Annotated in this window: 16 protein-coding genes and 1 other annotated feature; of the genes, 3 read left to right on the forward strand and 13 right to left on the reverse strand. The window is 44.9% G+C overall.

Annotated features, from left to right (window positions below):
- Positions 1-85 precede the first annotated feature (85 nt).
- Positions 86-598: a CarD family transcriptional regulator gene (locus CRO17_RS09930; protein ID WP_097041700.1), complete on the forward strand. Its 513-nt coding sequence runs from the start codon at positions 86-88 to the stop codon at positions 596-598.
- An 85-nt stretch (positions 599-683) separates the two neighbouring features.
- On the opposite strand, the gene CRO17_RS17880 is transcribed toward CRO17_RS09930, so the two are convergent.
- The 3 genes from CRO17_RS17880 to CRO17_RS09940 all read right to left on the reverse strand — a co-directional run bounded on the left by CRO17_RS17880 (position 684) and on the right by CRO17_RS09940 (position 4,213).
- Entirely contained in the window at positions 684-818 is a 135-nt protein-coding gene (locus CRO17_RS17880; protein ID WP_281253815.1) for a hypothetical protein, read from the reverse strand.
- A gap of 126 nt (positions 819-944) precedes the next feature.
- Positions 945-1,493: a GNAT family N-acetyltransferase gene (locus CRO17_RS09935; RefSeq protein WP_179636951.1), complete on the reverse strand. Its 549-nt coding sequence runs from the start codon at positions 1,491-1,493 to the stop codon at positions 945-947.
- Positions 1,494-1,558: 65 nt separating this feature from the next.
- Positions 1,559-4,213, reverse strand: coding sequence for a valine--tRNA ligase (locus CRO17_RS09940; protein ID WP_097041704.1), 2,655 nt, complete (start codon positions 4,211-4,213; stop codon positions 1,559-1,561).
- 52 nt (positions 4,214-4,265) lie between these two features.
- Positions 4,266-4,506 (reverse strand) — a binding site (T-box leader).
- 122 nt (positions 4,507-4,628) lie between these two features.
- Here CRO17_RS09940 and CRO17_RS09945 point away from each other — a divergent pair.
- Positions 4,629-4,817, forward strand: a complete 189-nt coding sequence (locus CRO17_RS09945) for a hypothetical protein (RefSeq protein ID WP_077308319.1) — start codon at positions 4,629-4,631, stop codon at positions 4,815-4,817.
- On the opposite strand, the gene CRO17_RS09950 is transcribed toward CRO17_RS09945, so the two are convergent.
- From CRO17_RS09950 to hemA, 8 genes are all read right to left on the reverse strand, one after another.
- The gene (locus CRO17_RS09950; RefSeq protein WP_097041706.1) at positions 4,818-5,831 is read right to left on the reverse strand and encodes a protein kinase family protein; all 1,014 of its coding nucleotides are present in this window, start codon (positions 5,829-5,831) and stop codon (positions 4,818-4,820) included.
- A gap of 24 nt (positions 5,832-5,855) precedes the next feature.
- Positions 5,856-7,601, reverse strand: coding sequence for a LysM peptidoglycan-binding domain-containing protein (locus CRO17_RS09955; RefSeq protein WP_097041708.1), 1,746 nt, complete (start codon positions 7,599-7,601; stop codon positions 5,856-5,858).
- Between the two features lie 125 nt (positions 7,602-7,726).
- Positions 7,727-9,019: a glutamate-1-semialdehyde 2,1-aminomutase gene (gene hemL, locus CRO17_RS09960; protein ID WP_097041710.1), complete on the reverse strand. Its 1,293-nt coding sequence runs from the start codon at positions 9,017-9,019 to the stop codon at positions 7,727-7,729.
- A gap of 13 nt (positions 9,020-9,032) precedes the next feature.
- Positions 9,033-10,010 (reverse strand): porphobilinogen synthase, encoded by a 978-nt coding sequence (gene hemB, locus CRO17_RS09965; RefSeq protein WP_425444422.1) that lies wholly within the window; start codon positions 10,008-10,010, stop codon positions 9,033-9,035.
- Between the two features lies 1 nt (position 10,011).
- Complete coding sequence (locus CRO17_RS09970; protein WP_097041712.1) at positions 10,012-10,797, reverse strand: uroporphyrinogen-III synthase; 786 nt, start codon at positions 10,795-10,797, stop codon at positions 10,012-10,014.
- Positions 10,794-11,726, reverse strand: a complete 933-nt coding sequence (gene hemC / locus CRO17_RS09975; protein WP_097041714.1) for a hydroxymethylbilane synthase — start codon at positions 11,724-11,726, stop codon at positions 10,794-10,796. The genes CRO17_RS09970 and hemC overlap by 4 nt, the downstream gene beginning before the upstream one ends.
- Positions 11,727-11,752: 26 nt before the next feature.
- Complete coding sequence (locus tag CRO17_RS09980) at positions 11,753-12,577, reverse strand: cytochrome C assembly family protein (RefSeq protein WP_097041716.1); 825 nt, start codon at positions 12,575-12,577, stop codon at positions 11,753-11,755.
- A gap of 17 nt (positions 12,578-12,594) precedes the next feature.
- Positions 12,595-13,950, reverse strand: a complete 1,356-nt coding sequence (hemA, locus tag CRO17_RS09985; protein WP_097041718.1) for a glutamyl-tRNA reductase — start codon at positions 13,948-13,950, stop codon at positions 12,595-12,597.
- 234 nt (positions 13,951-14,184) lie between these two features.
- Between hemA and CRO17_RS09990 the strand changes: the two genes are divergently transcribed.
- Positions 14,185-14,667, forward strand: a complete 483-nt coding sequence (locus CRO17_RS09990; protein ID WP_097041720.1) for a LiaI-LiaF-like domain-containing protein — start codon at positions 14,185-14,187, stop codon at positions 14,665-14,667.
- A gap of 33 nt (positions 14,668-14,700) precedes the next feature.
- Here the strand turns inward: CRO17_RS09990 and yihA are convergent, their stop codons facing one another.
- Together yihA and lon are read right to left on the reverse strand one after the other, a co-directional pair.
- The gene (gene yihA / locus CRO17_RS09995; protein ID WP_097041722.1) at positions 14,701-15,282 is read right to left on the reverse strand and encodes a ribosome biogenesis GTP-binding protein YihA/YsxC; all 582 of its coding nucleotides are present in this window, start codon (positions 15,280-15,282) and stop codon (positions 14,701-14,703) included.
- Positions 15,269-17,605, reverse strand: a complete 2,337-nt coding sequence (lon, locus tag CRO17_RS10000; protein ID WP_097041723.1) for an endopeptidase La — start codon at positions 17,603-17,605, stop codon at positions 15,269-15,271. Before lon ends, yihA begins: the two co-directional genes overlap by 14 nt.
- Between the last annotated feature and the right edge of the window lie 104 nt (positions 17,606-17,709).

The following is a 17,709-nucleotide window of genomic DNA, read 5'->3' on the forward strand; positions in this document are numbered from 1 at the left end:
TCCATCACCTTTGCAGCACAAAGCGATAAAAACAACAAAGACAATCTGTGTTATAATGGAGTTAGAATGGAAGGGAGATTTTAATTTGCTCAAAGGTGGAGATAGTGTATTCTATCCGTATCATGGGACTGGAACCATAGAATCTAAGGAATATATCACGGTCAAAGAACAGGAAAAAGAATTTTTCAAAGTGTTTTTCCCTAACCGGAAAATGCACATTTTTGTACCGAATCAGGATAAGAACTGGAACGGTCTGCGTCCAATCGTCTCTTTAGATCAATTCGAAACGGTGAAAAAAGGTTTCTATGATGAGTGTGTTCCTTTACCTTCCTCTGTAAGTGAACGGTCCAAATTTTTGGAGAAAAAGATGAAGTCAGGTACTACCTCTGATCTTTTCCATATTTTGCGCGACTTGCTGAACTTCCATATAACGGCAGGCAAGCTGTCACCATTAGATAAGAAAACCTATCATGATGCAGAAGCATTCTTAACGGAAGAGATCGAACTAATGAAAAACATCTCTTTCTCGGAAGCTTCTTCAGAAATGAAATCTGAAATTGGGAATCGCTTTAATATCGCCGCTCCCACATTTAAATAATTCAGACCCAGCAAAAAAGCTACTATATACGAAACCCTTTCCGTTAAAGTTACAAAACTTTTTACGGAAAGGGTTTTTTATTATCTTAATCGCTTTCTTCCTCATCACCAGCTTCATTATATGGCTCTTCTTGATTTACACTATTTGAGTCTTTCGTTTTCGTGTCACTCGTATCATCCGCATCTCCGTTACAGCCGCCTATAATAAAAACAGAAAGCAAAGCCCCCAAAAGGAAAGTATATTTGTCTAACTTAAAGAGAACATTCGTAACATAACGCTCTCAAAACTAAAAAAGGAGTTATCTCCTCCATGCAGAGACAACTCCTTCTTAAAGAACGATATCCAGTTAGCTTGCTTCCCATTCCTCTCGCAAAAGCCCATATACATGTGCATCATGTGTTTTACCGCCATGATAATAATAGCTGCGTAATAGTCCTTCTCTTAGGAATCCTTGCTTTTCCAGCAGCGCAGCTGATGCGGTATTCTCGGGATAAACCATTGCACCAATTCGCAGCAGCTCGATTTCTTCGAAGCAATAGCGAAGTACGGCCTGCATGGCTTCATTCGCATAGCCCTTTTTCCAATGATCAGGATGAAGTTCATAGCCAATTTCGGCACGCATATTGCTGCGATTCACTTGGTGCAAGCCGATTGTACCGAGGAAGCTGCCGGCTTCTTTGCAGTACATGCCCCAGCGGATCACTCTGCCTTCTTGCAGTCCACAGCGGAAAGAAGAAATGACACGCTCTGCTTCTTCAATCGATTGAAGCGGATCCATACCATAAAACTGTGTCACATTTTCATCAGACAAGGTGGCAAAAAGATACGGTGCATCCTGCATCTTCACTTGATCCAAGACAATACGTTTTGTTTCAAGCTTCTGGAATGTGAGCATGTTATCTCTCCTTATGTAAGCAAAAGACGCACTAGCTTGGTTTTCTAGTGCGTCTTTTACTGTCATTAGCCTTTTAATTCATTGATACGCTGTTGCACGCGGGCGCGTTTGTCTTCGTAGTCCGCTTGTTTGGCGCGTTCTTCGTCCACAATCTTCGCAGGCGCTTTGCTGATGAAACCTTGGTTGGACAGCTTCTTCTCTACACGTTCTACTTCTTTTGACCATTTATCAAGTTCTTTTTCCAGTCGCTCAATTTCTTGAGAAATATCAATCAAGCCTTCTAGCGGCAGGTAAAGCTCTACGCCCGTAAGAACTGCTGACATTGCTTTATCTGGTGCTGTAACCTTTGTAGCTATTGTCAGTTCACTTGGGTTACAGAAGCGTTCGATATAGTGCTGCTGCGCTTTCAGCTCTGTTTCAATTGTGCTGTCTTCTGCTTGGATAAGCAGCTGGATTTGCTTGGACATTGGTGTATCTACTTCCGCACGGATGTTCCGAACAGAACGGATGATGCTAACCAAGCGTTTCATTTCTTCGGCTGCTTTTTCATCGTGAAGGTCTTTATTACCTGCAGGCCATGCAGCAATCGTAATGGACTCTCCTTCATGAGGCAGCTGCTGCCAAATTTCTTCTGTGATGAATGGCATGAATGGGTGCAGCATGCGCATTGTCTGATCCAGTACATGTGCAAGCACAGAACGTGTCATCTGTTTTGCCGCTTCGTCTTCCCCGTACAGCGGCAGCTTCGCCATTTCAATATACCAGTCACATACATCATCCCAAATGAAATTGTACAGATGGCGGCCTGCTTCACCGAATTCATATTTCTCTGCGTTGTATGTCACAGCTTCAATCGTTTCGTTTAAGCGGGTAAGAATCCATTTATCCGCCAAGCTCTTCTCTTTGGATAAATCAATATCTTCGAATTTCAAACCTTCCATGTTCATTAAAGCGAAGCGGGATGCGTTCCAAATTTTATTGGCGAAGTTCCAAGTTGACTCAACTTTCTCCCACTGGAAGCGTAAATCCTGACCTGGTGATGAACCAGTTGATAGGAAGTAACGCAAGGAGTCGGCACCATACTTCTCAATCACATCCATAGGGTCCACACCGTTACCAAGCGACTTGCTCATCTTACGGCCTTCTCCGTCACGAACAAGACCATGAATAAGTACATCTTTGAACGGACGCTCGCCTGTGAATTCTTTTGATTGGAAGATCATACGGCTTACCCAGAATGCGATAATGTCATAACCTGTTACTAGTACATCTGTTGGGAAGTAGCGCTTGAAGTCAGCAGCTTCTGTGTCAGGCCAATCCATTGTCGAAAACGGCCACAATGCAGAAGAGAACCATGTATCGAGTACATCTTCGTCCTGCTGCCAATTTTCAATGTCTGCTGGCGCTTCTTTGCCCACATAAACTTCTCCTGTTTCCTTGTGGTACCAAGCAGGGATCCGGTGGCCCCACCAAAGCTGACGGGAAATACACCAGTCACGGATGTTTTCCATCCAGTAAGAGTATGTTCTTTCAAAACGTTCTGGTACGAAGTTGATTTTATCTTCGCCAGCTTGCATTTCCAATGCTTGTTTCGCTAATGGCTCCATGTTAACAAACCATTGTGTGCTCAAGTAAGGCTCTACAACAGCACCGCTGCGCTCTGAATGTCCGACACTGTGCATATGCTCTTCGATTTTGAAGAGTACGCCTTGCTCCTGCAAGTCTTTTACAATTTGCTTGCGGGCATCAAAACGATCCATGCCGTTGTATTTGCCTGCTTTTTCATTCATCGTGCCGTCTTCATGCATCACAAGAATGCGCTCAAGGTCGTGACGGTTTCCTAGTTCAAAATCATTCGGATCATGCGCAGGTGTAATTTTTACTGCACCAGAACCAAATTCCATGTCAACATAATCGTCTGCAACAATCGGAATCTCACGGTTTACGACCGGAAGCATAACTGTTTTGCCAATCAAGTGCTGATAGCGCTCATCATCCGGGTGAACAGCTACGGCAGTATCACCAAGGAATGTTTCCGGACGTGTTGTCGCAATTTCGATATAACCTGTTCCGTCAGCCAATGGATAACGCATATGATAGAAGTGGCCTTGCACGTCTTTATGGATTACTTCAATATCAGAAAGTGCAGTCTTTGCGGCCGGGTCCCAGTTAATGATATATTCGCCGCGGTACAGCAAGCCTTTTTCATATAACGTAACGAATACTTCTTTCACTGCCTCGGAGAGCCCGTCATCTAATGTAAAACGCTCACGGGAATAATCCAAACCAAGCCCCATTTTCGACCATTGTGTGCGAATAAAGCTGGCATACTCTTCTTTCCATTCCCAGCTCTTCTCTAAGAAGCCTTCGCGTCCAAGCTCATAACGATTGATACCTTGCTCACGCAGTTTCGCATCTACTTTTGCTTGCGTAGCGATACCGGCGTGGTCCATTCCTGGCAGCCAAAGCACATCGTAGCCTTGCATCCGCTTCATACGCGTTAGAATATCCTGTAATGTCGTATCCCATGCGTGGCCTAAGTGCAGCTTTCCTGTTACGTTTGGCGGCGGGATTACGATGGAGTATGGCTCTTTGCTCTCATCTCCTGTTGCTTCGAAATATTTGCCGTCCAGCCAAAACTGATAGCGGCCAGCTTCAATACTGGACGGATCATATTTGGATGGCAATGCTGTTTGTTCTTGTGATTTGTCTGTTGTCATGCCTAGTTCCTCCTTTAATGCTTTTGGTGAACATATAAAAACCCTTCTCATCCAAAAGGACGAAAAGGGTTAGTTTCCGTGGTACCACCTTCATTTACGGCACAAATAATAGATCTGTGTCGTACACTCAAGGGAGATAACGGCTCTTCACCGGCTTCCCCTACTGACAATCGTGTTCGGGGTTGCTGCATCCAGGGCGACCTTCTACTGCAGGTATCCGGGAAACTTCCACCAATTGCTTCCCTCTCTAGTATGGATCCTTACACTATACTCTTCCCTGTCAAAGCATTTATGTCATGTATAGCTTATTGTATCCACTTGGCAGTAAAAAAGTCAATGCAGTCGCATATTTTTTTTAAAAAAGGGTAAACGCCCACGTGGTTTGGAACATATACTGTCTACAGGAGGGATGACAATGAGTAAAATCAACCGCAACAATATGCCGGGCTTTCTCCGGTATTGGATTTCTGTCACCGAGAAGGCCATGATTCCGCTAATCATCTTTCAATTTATCCGGACCATTTTGTTTCCATCGATATTAGATGTCTTGCTGCTGGGCGGATTAATTGCACTGTACTTCAGCTTCCAGTCAAAAGCAATCTAATTACGACTCTTCATTTTCCTGGGCTTCTTGATCACGAAGATCCTGGAAATAAGCTTGCGCGTTGAGCGCCTGCGCCAGCTGCCGATGTGTCTGGGTCAACTCCATTACTACAGCAGGGGCATCCGCTTTTTGCGGAGCATCTACATACTGCCTTACCTGCTTGAGGTACCTTCCCGGATGCAGCAGATGCAGCATGAGCAGGCTCTCTTCGTTTTTTTTCATTTGCCGATGTTCTTCATACGTATGCATATAATAGGGCGGATTTATTACATTGCTGTCGACAAATCGCCATTCTTCCTGGTAATAGCCAGCAAGATCAAGACTAGGATTGCCGAGCTTGGTCTTTTCCCAGTTAAGCAGATGCAGCGGACTGCCATCTTGCACATGAGACGGCCGCAAACTGCCGTGCAAGACACTATGCTCCATCTCCGGGTCTTCTTTCAAATCTGCATCATAATGGTCATACCATTTGTCGAGCATGGCAGAGACGTGCTCAATATCTTTGTACTGCGTGCAGACGAGCAGCGGGACTGCCCCCATGTAAGTCTGCGATTCAAAACGCTCCACAATAGCAAGCAGTTCATCTCGGTCCTGCTGCAGCTTTTCTTTTTGTTTGGTGATTGCCAGAGAATAAGCTTCGTAATCGATGGGGTATCGTTTGCTGGTAGACGCGTGGATTTTACCAAGGGTGGTAAACAGCATTTCATACGGATGATCTGGTTCATCTGTTCGATGCCGCTCCAGCCAAGGCATAAGGTAATAAACTTCGCCTTCATCGACTACGTAGAAACTCTCCTGCAATGTTTGATAAACGGGCGGCACACCTTCCCGGTAAAAGTTATGCTTGCCTTGGACAACCATCAGCCAGCGGTCAAGCCGCTCTGGGTGGAGGGATGACCTTTTTAAAGCAAAAGCCGCCTGGTGCGTTTGCACTTTTAACAGGCGACTTGAAATAGCTTGAACAGAGGCTGGCGTGATGCCATAGGCAGCTAGGATACGGTCCACATTTTCCAACTAGCTCACCTCGTTCTCATATGATTAGCCTTTCTTTGCACGGCGCTGCTGCGGGATGACGAGAAGCTGCCCTTCTGAAACTGCATCTTCCTCCAATTTGTTCGAGCTAAGAATCGCGCTCGCTGGCACATCATAGCGTGTTGCAATCTTCTCTAACGTATCTCTTTCCTGCACGATACACACACGTACCTTGGTGAATGTTTCCTCTCTAGCGCCGAACATACTGACGAGGAAATTGGCATTACTGCGATCACCTGCTGCTTCTTGCTCTTCCGCTTCTTCTGCTAAGTCTTGCGGCTGAAGCTCTTGATTGACTGGAACTTCTTCAACAGATACGCCTTTATAAGAATCTGTGTATGGGTTGTCATCTATGTCATCTTCTTCAAAATCAGCTTGCGGTACTTCCGTCGGCTCTGCTGTTTTGCTGCCAAAGAATTCACTCAGCGTTTTCGTTTCTTTATACTTATACTTCCATCGATCATCTTCCTCAGACGTCAAAACAGGAGGAGCCTCAAATGCAGGCGGAGGCGGTACGTCTTCTTCCTGCTTGGCTTGGTACGTAAAAGTAAAGTCAGGAGCTTCTGCAGGCTCCTCATGCGGCAGCTCACGATCCAACGTGTATGCATGATCATCTTCAGAACCCGCTTGGCGGAAATCAGCAGCTTGAAAAGCGTCCTCCAGTTCATCCTGCAGCACATAAAGTTCCTCTGGGCGCTGCTCGCTTTCCTCAGCAGCATCAGCGTCTTCTTCCTGCACAATGGACGAGGACTGATCCGCCGCCTCAAACGCTGCTTGCTTTCGCAATTCTTCATATGCTTCATTTGCTCGCAAAGCCTCTGCGTGCGCTTCGTCCATTGCTTGCTCTTGCAGACGTGCTTCTTGGATTGCTTGCTCTTGCAAATAAGCTTCTTCGATTTCAGATTCTGGCTGCTCGACTTGCGCTTCAGCTGCAGGTTCTGCGTTTGCTTCTGGTTCAGCTGGAGCATCTGTTTCATATTGCGCTTGTGAGAAGAAATAATTTTGTGGTGTTTCTGGCTGTTCCGTTTCCTCCGGCTGCGGAGAAGCGGCATATGCTTCTTGATTAAAATTGTACGGCTGCTGCTCGTCACTTGGCTCAGCGGCTAAATCATTCTGTTCAGCTTCTGAAAGTACTTCTTCGGTTTGTTCTGTTTGGAACGAATAGGCTTGCTCCTCAGCCTGATAATTGTCACGAGCTGCAGATTCAATCTGCTCAGCTATTTCGTCTGTATAAGACTGCACAGGCTCGCCTTGCTCAAATGTTGGAATAGGGTAGTAAGGCTGCTCTGGCGCTTGAGCTTGTGTTTCCGGCTGTCTTTGTTCCTCTGTGACACCATAGATTGCAACAGTAGCATGAAGTTCCAGCACATTTGTGCCGGGAATTTCATAATCAAACTGATCGATCGCTACATACACTTCGTTCAGCTGGCGTATACGATACTTAGGAACAGATATTTCAACGGGAAAGCGATGGTAAAATGTATTCGTGCCAGTTTGCTGTCTTTCCACATTCTCCATTTCTCTCGTACCAGGGCTGACAGCTACAGCACTGCCTTCCACAACTTCTTCAACAGGATGATATTCTCCTGTTAGTTCAATGACACCTTGAACAGAAATATCATGCTCAAACTCCTGGATATTAATCTCCGGCTCCAATGCGATTCCGATAAGATCCTGCAGCTGGTCTTCAGCTCGAAAACTGAGTGATTCTTTTATATCAAACGTAAAAGGCGTTGTCTCATTTTTAGACAAGTGGAATCCTCCCTCCAAGATTTAAGCATTCTCTGTACTAAAACCTATGCGGGTGCTGCTGCACATATGTAGGAAAATCCCTTGTCCGTATGAAAAAAGCCCAAGCAATAAGCTTGGACTTTCATTTATGATGCTGCAATTTTTTTGAAAGCTTGTCTTGCAGCTTCTATTGTTGCTTCAATATCTTCATCCGTGTGCGCAGCTGACAGGAATAAGCCTTCAAACTGGGACGGCGGCAGGAAAATACCTGCTTCAATCATTTCTCGGTAATACGTAGAGAAGTGATCCAAATTAGCTGTTTTTGCTGTATCAAAGTTGATAACCGGTTCATTGGTAAAGAATACGCCGATCATGGAACCCGCTCGATTTACTTGCAAAGGAATACCGAATTCCTCTGCCGCTGCTTTGTACCCTTCCGCAAGACGGTCAGCATGTGCATTAATTTTTTCATATGCTGCTTTATCCATCGCAGCCAATGTTTCATAACCGGCTGTCATTGCCAATGGGTTACCCGACAACGTACCAGCTTGATAAATATCACCAGCTGGCGCGATACGATCCATAATATCTTTACGGCCGCCATACGCACCGACTGGCAGACCGCCGCCGATGATTTTACCTAGACAAGTTAAATCCGGCTCCACGTCAAAATGACCTTGCGCAGAATGGTATCCAACGCGGAATCCTGTCATTACCTCATCAAAGATAAGCAACGAGCCATGCTGCTTTGTAATCTCCCGGATGCCTTCTAAGAAACCAGGCTGCGGCGGCACAACACCCATGTTACCGCAAACCGGTTCAGCGATTACCGCAGCAATATCGTCTCCGAACTGTTCAAACGCATATTTTACGCTTTCTAAGTCATTATATGGAACCGTAATGGTATTACGGGCAATCGTCTCTGGTACTCCTGGGCTGTCTGGCAGACCAAGTGTTGCCACACCAGAGCCTGCTTTAATCAATAGAGAGTCTCCATGACCATGGTAGCTGCCGACAAACTTCAGAATCTTGTCACGCCCAGTAAAGCCGCGTGCCAGACGCAAAGCACTCATGGTAGCTTCTGTACCAGAGTTGACCATGCGGACAATTTCCATAGAAGGAATACGCTCTTTTACTAAAGCAGCCATCTTATTTTCTATAACTGTTGGAGCACCGAAGCTTGTTCCTTTTTCGGTAACGCTTTTGAGCCCTTCCACAACACGCTCATCTGCATGACCTAGAATGAGCGGCCCCCAGCTTAGTACGTAATCGATGTACGTATTCCCATCAATGTCGGTGATTTTTGAACCCTTTCCGCTTTCCATGAAAATCGGGTCCATTCCGACAGAACGAAATGCACGAACTGGAGAGTTCACGCCGCCAGGCATGTGCTGTTTAGCTTCTTCAAATGCTGCAATTGATTTTTCAAAGTGCTTCATTGCGATTCCTCCTTTAATTGTCTTCCTTCAACCATCTTGCTACATCTTTAGCAAAGTACGTCATAATCAAATCAGCGCCCGCACGCTTCATACCAATCATTTTCTCCATAACAATGGCTTTTTCATCGATCCAGCCGTTCAGCGCAGCAGCTTTGACCATGCTGTATTCTCCGCTTACGTTATAAGCAACAACTGGTACGTTGAAGTTATTGCGAACGTCACGAATAATATCCAAATAAGCAAGTGCAGGTTTGACAATTAAGAAGTCTGCATTTTCGTCAATATCAGAGTCTGCTTCGCGCAGTGCTTCCATTCTGTTGGAAGGATCCATTTGATATGTTTTGCGATCGCCAAACTGCGGAGCACCTTCTGCAGCTTCACGGAACGGACCATAGAAAGCAGACGCGTATTTGACGGAATAAGCCATAATCGGTATGTTCGTAAATCCTGCTTCATCCAATCCTTTGCGGATAGCTTGTACATAACCGTCCATCATGTTGGAAGGGGCAATAATATCTGCTCCAGCTTTCGCCTGGCTTACAGCTGTATCTACCAAGTAGCCCAGTGATTCATCATTATCGATTATTCCGTCATGCACAATACCGCAATGGCCGTGAGACGTGTATTCGCAAAGGCATGTATCGGCAATCAAAAGCAAGTTCGGAAATTCTTGTTTCGTCTGCGTGATAGCCCGCTGCACGATGCCATGATCATGGAATGCGCCCGTACCGACTTCATCTTTCTCTGCCGGGATACCAAAGAATAAGACAGATTTGATTCCAAGTTCGCTAACTTCCTTCATTTCAGCTGATAAGTTATCAAGTGACAGCTGAAATACACCTGGCATGGAGGATACTTCATTACGGATGTTTTCTCCTTCTGCAACGAATACCGGATAAATCAAGTCATCTACAGTTACTTGTGTTTCTCTTACTAATGCCCGCATGTTCGCAGATGTACGCAAACGGCGGTGGCGTTTAAATTCAGCCATATTAATCACCAGTCCTTTGTTCATAGAAGTGTACTAATGTATCAATCATTGCTTCTGCCGTAAAAACATCCGGCACCAGGATGTTGTGAAAGCCGTGCCGCTTGGCAGCTCTCTCTGTTGTCGGACCAATTACAAGACACAGCTTGTCTAGCTGCGTGTGTTTCATGCAAGAGCTGCGGATAAAACCGAAAAAAGCCTCAATGGAAGATGGACTCGTAAAAGTCAGGACCTCTGGTTTTTCATACTCCAGCACATCGTTTAAAAGCGTCTGATTTGTTTGCTCTTCTACCGTATCATATACTACCATTTTCTCAAATGCATAGTCATTCTGTCTTAAGCCATTTGCCAAAGCCGGCCGAGACAGACTGCCTTGAACGAGCAAAATACGGCTGGCAGCATGGTGTGTTGCCGCAAAGGCATCTGCTAAATCATCTGCCGTATACGCTTCCGGAACTAAATCAGCTTTCCGGTCGAGTATCTCCTCTATCGCATTGGCCGTCTTTTGTCCGACAGCGGCAATTCGGCAATGACGCCAGTTGTCCAAATGGGAATAGTGGTTCACGACTGATTGAAAATGTTTTACGCCATTTCTGCTGGAGAAGAACAGCCAGTTGAAACGATCTGCTTGCTGAGAAAGCAATTGATTCCGCTCATCGTTTCTCGTTCGGAAAGTTAATAAAGGAACTTCTATCGGGTCTGCTCCTGCAAGGGCGAGCTGCTCAGCGAACCGCGCTGTCTGCTGCTTCGGACGCGTTACCAGCACCTTGACAGCCGGCAGCCGGCTCATTTAGATTCAGACTCCTGAATCGCCTTGTTGACAATCTCCTGTGCACCTTGTTCCTGCATACGTTCTGCAGCAATCTTCCCTACTTCTTGCGGATCGGCTCCGCGCACTTCTTCTTTATATACTTCCTTTCCATCTGCAGAAGCAATCAAAGCTGTCAAAACAACTTCATCTTCCTCCATATGGGCTACACCTGCAATTGGTACTTGGCAGCTGCCGTTCATAAGATAAAGGAAAGTACGCTCAGCCAATACCGTTTGCTGTGTATACGAATCATTGATTTTCGCTAGCAGCTCGATCAATTCCATATCTGTATCACGGCATTCAATCGCTAAAGCACCTTGTCCGATAGCCGGCAGACATAGATCTGTTTCCAGGAATTCGGTTACAATGTCATCGCTCCAGCCCATCCGTTTTAAACCAGCAGCTGCGAGGACAATCGCATCAAAGTCCTCTTCCTTCAATTTACGCAGACGTGTATCTATATTGCCGCGAATCGGTTTAATTTCAACATCCGGACGAATGGAAAGGATTTGTGAAGCGCGTCGCAAACTGCTCGTTCCGACAACTGCACCTTCCGGCAATTCTTTTAAAGGAAGGTTATTCTTTGAAATCAAAGCATCACGATAGTCTTCTCGTACAGGTACGCTGGCAATCGTCAGGCCGACCGGAAGCTCTGATGGCATATCTTTCATACTATGTACAGCCATATCAATGTCTTCATTATACATAGCTTCCTCAATTTCCTTCACAAACAGTCCTTTACCTCCGACCTTAGATAGTGTCACGTCTAGGATTTTATCTCCCTTTGTTTCGATTTTCTTTATTTCGAATTCATATGGTGCACCAGCTCGTTTCAGCTGTTCAATTACCCACTTTGTCTGCGTGAGTGCCAGATTACTTTTTCTTGAACCTACGATAATTTTTCGCATTGCAATACCTCCTGGAAGATGGGTCGTTACCCTGTAAAATGAAAAGATGAATACGTGCTCAGCAAGAAGAAGTTAATGATAAGAATTAGGAATGCCGCTATTGTATATATTGCTAATCCTTTTCCTCGAATGCCTCTTGCTAAACGCAGGAATAAATAGACGGCATAAACGGCTAAAACGGTCAGTGATCCGATTGTCTTCCAATCATACCAATAAAAGACCGCAGCTGTCGTGTATGCCCAAACGACACCCATAATAACTGATAACAGCAATAATGGCGTACCAATAGTGATCGATGTAAAGGTGTATGTTTCTAGCTTACCCAAGTCACCGAGTCTCGTCCAAAATCGATATCCTTTTTTTTGTTTCAGAAGCTGAAACTGCAGGACATACATGACAGCAAAGACGAAAGAAAGCGTAAAGAATGCATAAGCGAGTATTGCTAACGTAATATGAGCAATCAGCACTTCATTCATAAACGGTATTGTTCTCGTCCACTGCCGCTCATAAGCGGAGCTCGTAATGTATAACAACATCATAAAAAAGCCGACCACATTTAAAAAGAACGTGAGAAAATCGACTTTGTAGATCCGATTAATAAACAAGGACAAAGACACAAGCACCCAAGCATAAAAATATAAACCTTCATAGACGTCTTTAACTGGCAGACCGCCATGCGAGATCATTTCCTGCAATAAAAAAAGGCTCTGGAAGAACCAAACCAATGTAAGCAAACGGAAGGCGAGTTGATTCGCCTTCCGATTTTTTTGTATAAAGTCGATAAAATAGCTGAAAATGCTGGCTGCATATAAAACTAATATGATTTCATAAAGATAAGCAGGTACCTGCATTTGGGAGCCCTTCTTTTTTATCTAGTAGTGGATGCATTAGGTACAGATGCGATGTTCTGCGCCTCGTGACGCTCCAGCTTGATAATATTATTCTGTTTGTCCAGAACAGATTTCTCAATACCAAAGATCTCTGCGAATTGCTGAATAAGCTCTTCGCTGTTTTCACGGCCGGCAAGCTCTTTCGCCTGTGTAATAGGCTGCTTTAGCATTTGGTTAACAATACTTTTCGTATGCTTGTTCAGCACGCGGATTTCCCGTTCACTCAAGTTCGGCAATTTACGCTCGAGGCTTTTCATTGTCTCTGTCTGTATGGAAGCTGCTTTGCGGCGAAGCTCCGTAATCACCGGTACAACGCCTAATGTCTGCAGCCATAATTTAAAATCAACAATGCCGCCTTCGATCATAATTTCGATATTTTCTACAGCTTCTTGACGGGCTGCTAAGTTCGCATCTACGACATCCTGCAAATCATCGATATCATATAAGAATGTGCTTTCCAATTCGTCCACATCCGGATTAATATCGCGTGGTACAGCAATGTCGACCAGGAATAGAGGCTGCCCTTTTCGTACTTTTAGAATAGGCTGGAGAATCTGTTTATCCAGTACATACCCAGGTGCACCAGTAGAACTGATGACAATGTCTGCGTGTTCCAAAGCAGACTCTAATTCATCCCAACCAGCTGCTTTGCCGTTGAACAATGCTGCTAGCTGTTCTGCTTTTTCTTTCGTACGGTTAACGACTGTTACATCCTGTACGCCTGAACCATGCAGATTTTTTGCTGCCAGTTCCCCCATTTTACCAGCGCCGAGAATAACAACTCGTTTTGAAGCGATATCACCGAATATCTTCTTCGACAGCTCCACGGCTGCATAGCTGACAGAAACCGCATTCTCACCGATTCCTGTTTCTGTATGTGCCCGTTTTGCTACTGTAACTGCTTGTTTAAATAATTCATTGTATATAGTGCCCGATGTATGCAGCTCCTGTGCTTTTTGAAAAGCGCGTTTCAGCTGACCTAGGATTTGTGTTTCCCCAACGACCATAGAATCCAACCCGCTTGCTACGCGGTACAGATGCTCCACAGCTCGTTCATCCTCATGAAATGTAAGATAAGATGCGATTTCTTCTTTCTCTATACCGAACCATTCAGATAAGAATTTCTTTATATAATAGCGCCCGGTATGCATTTGATCGACTACTGCATATATCTCCGTGCGGTTGCATGTAGAAACGATCACATTCTCGAGCATGCTTTTCTGGTTGGAGAGTGCTTGCATCGCTAATCCAAGCTCTTCTTCCTTGAAGGTTAATCTTTCTCTTATTTCAATCGGGGCTGTGCGATAATTGATTCCTGCAACTAACATGTACATTCCCTTTTCCCCCTTGAAAACCGTATCGCTCATACCAGTATAACACTACGTAATTTCTGTCCTCGGTAAATTTGTGAACAGAACGTAAACAATTGTGTTAGGATAAAGTGTGTCTTGCATTTAGGTGTGAGTTTGTGAATAATTTAATAAGTACATATAACAAATTAACACAGCTACTCATGATAATCAACGATTTAATCTTATTTAATAATAATTATTATGTGGAGAGATGTTATGTCAAAGAAAAATGCTTTTGTCGGATTCTTATTACTTGGAGTTGGCGCTTATTTTCTGCTGCGTCAGTTGCGTGTACCCCTTTTTGTTGACTTTTATTCGTGGCCAACGCTGCTGATTATTATCGGTGCCGCACTGTTATTGCATGCTTATCTTGCGAAAGATCATAAAAACTTATTCGCCGGCTATACGCTGCTTGGCCTGGGAGTCCATTTTCACGGGTTAAGCCACTACACGTTTTGGACGGACAGCTGGGGTGCGTATCCGCTGTTGGTTGGAGCTGCGCTCTTACTAGCGGCGCTGAAAACCAAAAAAGGCTATGTATGGGCGATTTTGCTGCTGGCACTCGGTATTTTTGCGATTGCCGCACCTAAACAGCCCGCATGGTTCGGCTGGCTTGACCGAATTGCTGGTGTCATTAGTGATTACTGGCCTGCGCTGCTCATACTAGCTGGCGCATACCTCTTGTTTCGAAAAAAATAACCGTACAAGCTCAGCGGCTTGTACGGTTATTTTTCATAGGAAATGTTTTAATACTCCCCATGCTTCTTCCTTACCTTCTCCAGTTTCAGAAGAGAAGGGCAATATGATGTCTTCTTGTTCCAGCTGCAATTCATCTGCGGCGCGTTTAATATGCTGTACACGCTTGCCTTTTGGAATCTTATCCAATTTCGTTGCAACCACAACTACCGGCAGTTCATAATGCTTGAGAAAATCGTACATTGTCACATCGTCCTTGGTTGGCTTGTGCCGAATATCAACTAACAGCACGACTGCCTTCAAGTTTTCCCGCTCTGTAAAATATTCTTCAAGCATTCTGCCCCACGCATTACGTTCCCGCTTGGAAACTTTTGCATAGCCATAGCCTGGCACATCAACAAAATGAAAACGCTCATTGATTTTGTAAAAATTTAATGTTTGCGTCTTCCCTGGTTTCTGTGATGTGCGGACAAGGTTCTTTCGGTTAATCATCTTATTGATAAAAGATGACTTCCCAACATTAGAGCGGCCAGCTAAAGCAATCTCCGGCATATGTGTCTCCGGGTATTGCTTTTTCGATACCGCGCTAATTACTATTTCTGCTTCAGTTACTTTCATATTTATCTTCCACCAATGCGTATTTTAATACCTCATCAAGATGGCTGACTTTAATAAACGTCATGTCCTGCTTAATTGTATCCGGAATGTCTTCCAAATCCCGGTCATTATCAGCTGGGAAAAGAATCGTTGAAATTCCGGCTCGGTGCGCACTCAAGGATTTCTCCTTCAAACCGCCAATCGGCAGCACGCGTCCGCGAAGCGTAATCTCACCGGTCATACCAACTTCTTTTCGTACCGGTCTGCCCGTCAATGCACTAGTCAAAGCGGTCGCAATCGTAATACCAGCTGAAGGTCCATCCTTCGGTGTTGCTCCTTCTGGCACATGGATATGGATATCATACTGTTCATGGAATGCCGGATCCACACCAAGCTCCTCGGCATTCGAACGGATATAGCTGAATGCTGCCTGAGCAGATTCTTTCATCACATCGCCAAGTTTCCCAGTGAGCGTCAGTTTTCCTTTACCTGGAGATAAGGAAACTTCGATGGATAGTGTATCTCCGCCGGCTGTTGTATAAGCAAGACCTGTCGCAGCGCCAACTTGATTCTCCTCTTCCATTAAACCATAACGGAAGCGCGGACGTCCAAGCAATTCTTCCACTTTCTTTTCCGTAACGGTAATTCGCTTCTTATCTTCCGACACAATGATTCTGGCAACTTTCCGGCATACAGCAGCAAGCTCGCGCTCCAGCCCGCGAACACCAGCTTCTCTCGTGTAGCGGCGGACAATATGCTGTAATGCTTCATCTTTTAAGATAATGTTGCCTTTTTTCAAACCATTTTCTTTAATCTGCTTAGGCAGCAAATGTTCTTTCGCAATATGAAGTTTTTCCACTTCAGTATAGCCTGCAATGCTGATAATCTCCATCCGGTCCAGCAACGGTCCAGGTATAGAACCAAGGTTATTCGCTGTGGCAATGAACATCACATTCGAAAGATCATACGTTTCTTCGATGAAGTGATCGCTGAATGTGCTGTTTTGTTCCGGATCAAGCACTTCAAGCATCGCGGAAGATGGATCGCCTCGGAAGTCATTTGACATCTTGTCAATCTCATCAAGAAGGACGATTGGATTTGTTGTTCCTGCACGGCGCATTCCTTGCATGATACGTCCAGGCATCGCACCGACATACGTCCGGCGGTGACCGCGAATTTCCGCTTCATCTCGTACACCGCCTAATGATATACGAACGAATTTACGGTTGATTGCTTTACCAATACTTGTTGCTAGAGATGTTTTCCCGACCCCAGGAGGTCCAGCCAAGCACAGAATCGGTCCTTTTAAGGAATTGGTCAGTTTTTGTACAGCCAAATACTCCAAAATCCGTTCTTTCACTTTTTCCAAGCCATAGTGATCGGCATCCAAGGTTTCCTCGGCGTGCGGTATATCCAAGTTGTCTTCTGTTTGTTTCTTCCACGGCAAGGCAATTAACCATTCCAAATAATTGCGGATTACAGAGCTTTCCGCTGAGCTTTGCGGTACGCGTTCGTACCGGTTCAGCTCCTTCTCTGCAATCTCTTTCATATGGTCTGTCATGTCCGATTTCTTGATATCTTCACGGAACTGTTCGATTTCTCCGGACTTGCCATCCCGGTCTCCCAGCTCCTTCTGGATTGCTTTCATTTGCTCACGCAAGTAATATTCCTTTTGCGTCTTCTCAACGGACTGCTTCACACGCTGTCCAATTTTCTTCTCTAGATCCAGTACTTCTCGCTCATTGGTAATAATGGTGATGATATGTCGCAGCCGTTCTTTGACATCCAGCATCTCCAAAATTTCCTGTTTATCTTCTAATCGCAAAGAAAGATGAGACGTAATAATATCCGCCATCCGTCCCGGCTCTTTAATATCTGTTAAGGTTGCCAGTGTTTCCTGGCCAATCTTCTTCGAAACCTTTATGTATTGCTCAAACTGTTCTAACAATGCACGCATGAGCGCTTCTTCTTCATTCTTCGTCCCATGCTCGTCTGGTCTTTCCTCGATTTCGACGATGAATTGCTTTTCATCCTCAACAAAACGAATGATTTCCGCTCTATATAATCCTTCAACCAGCACTCGCATGGTACCGTTCGGCAGTTTCATCATCTGATTGACTTTTGCTACGGTACCGACCCGATGAATCTCTTCTTCTGTCGGCTGATCCAGGTCTACCTCTTTTTGCGCAGCAAGAAAGATTGTTTCTTCCTCCAGCATAGCACGCTCCAATGCATGTACTGATTTCTCTCTGCCTACATCTAAATGCAACACCATTGTCGGAAAAATAAGCAATCCTCGTAAGGGCAAGAGAGGCGTTACTAGTGTCTTCTCTTTTTCTCCCATCGTGACACCTCCATATGTCTTCTTCAGTCCTTTTTAAAGTATATACACAACAACGGTACAGTACCCATACTTTGTGTATTTAAAGAAAAAAATCCCTTGCCACC

The organism is Terribacillus aidingensis (assembly GCF_900215625.1).
GTDB lineage: Bacteria > Bacillota > Bacilli > Bacillales > Amphibacillaceae > Terribacillus > Terribacillus aidingensis.

Bases quoted from the DNA above. Each gene is read 5' to 3' on its own strand.
- CRO17_RS09935 (WP_179636951.1), bottom strand. From the start codon at position 1,493: ATGCTCACATTCCAGAAGCTTGAAACAAAACGTATTGTCTTGGATCAA.
- CRO17_RS09940 (WP_097041704.1), bottom strand. From the start codon at position 4,213: ATGACAACAGACAAATCACAAGAACAAACAGCATTGCCATCCAAATAT.
- CRO17_RS09945 (WP_077308319.1), top strand. From the start codon at position 4,629: ATGAGTAAAATCAACCGCAACAATATGCCGGGCTTTCTCCGGTATTGG.
- hemL (WP_097041710.1), bottom strand. From the start codon at position 9,019: ATGAAGCACTTTGAAAAATCAATTGCAGCATTTGAAGAAGCTAAACAG.
- hemB (WP_425444422.1), bottom strand. From the start codon at position 10,010: ATGGCTGAATTTAAACGCCACCGCCGTTTGCGTACATCTGCGAACATG.
- CRO17_RS09970 (WP_097041712.1), bottom strand. From the start codon at position 10,797: ATGAGCCGGCTGCCGGCTGTCAAGGTGCTGGTAACGCGTCCGAAGCAG.
- hemC (WP_097041714.1), bottom strand. From the start codon at position 11,726: ATGCGAAAAATTATCGTAGGTTCAAGAAAAAGTAATCTGGCACTCACG.
- CRO17_RS09980 (WP_097041716.1), bottom strand. From the start codon at position 12,577: ATGCAGGTACCTGCTTATCTTTATGAAATCATATTAGTTTTATATGCA.
- hemA (WP_097041718.1), bottom strand. From the start codon at position 13,950: ATGTACATGTTAGTTGCAGGAATCAATTATCGCACAGCCCCGATTGAA.
- CRO17_RS09990 (WP_097041720.1), top strand. From the start codon at position 14,185: ATGTCAAAGAAAAATGCTTTTGTCGGATTCTTATTACTTGGAGTTGGC.
- yihA (WP_097041722.1), bottom strand. From the start codon at position 15,282: ATGAAAGTAACTGAAGCAGAAATAGTAATTAGCGCGGTATCGAAAAAG.
- lon (WP_097041723.1), bottom strand. From the start codon at position 17,605: ATGGGAGAAAAAGAGAAGACACTAGTAACGCCTCTCTTGCCCTTACGA.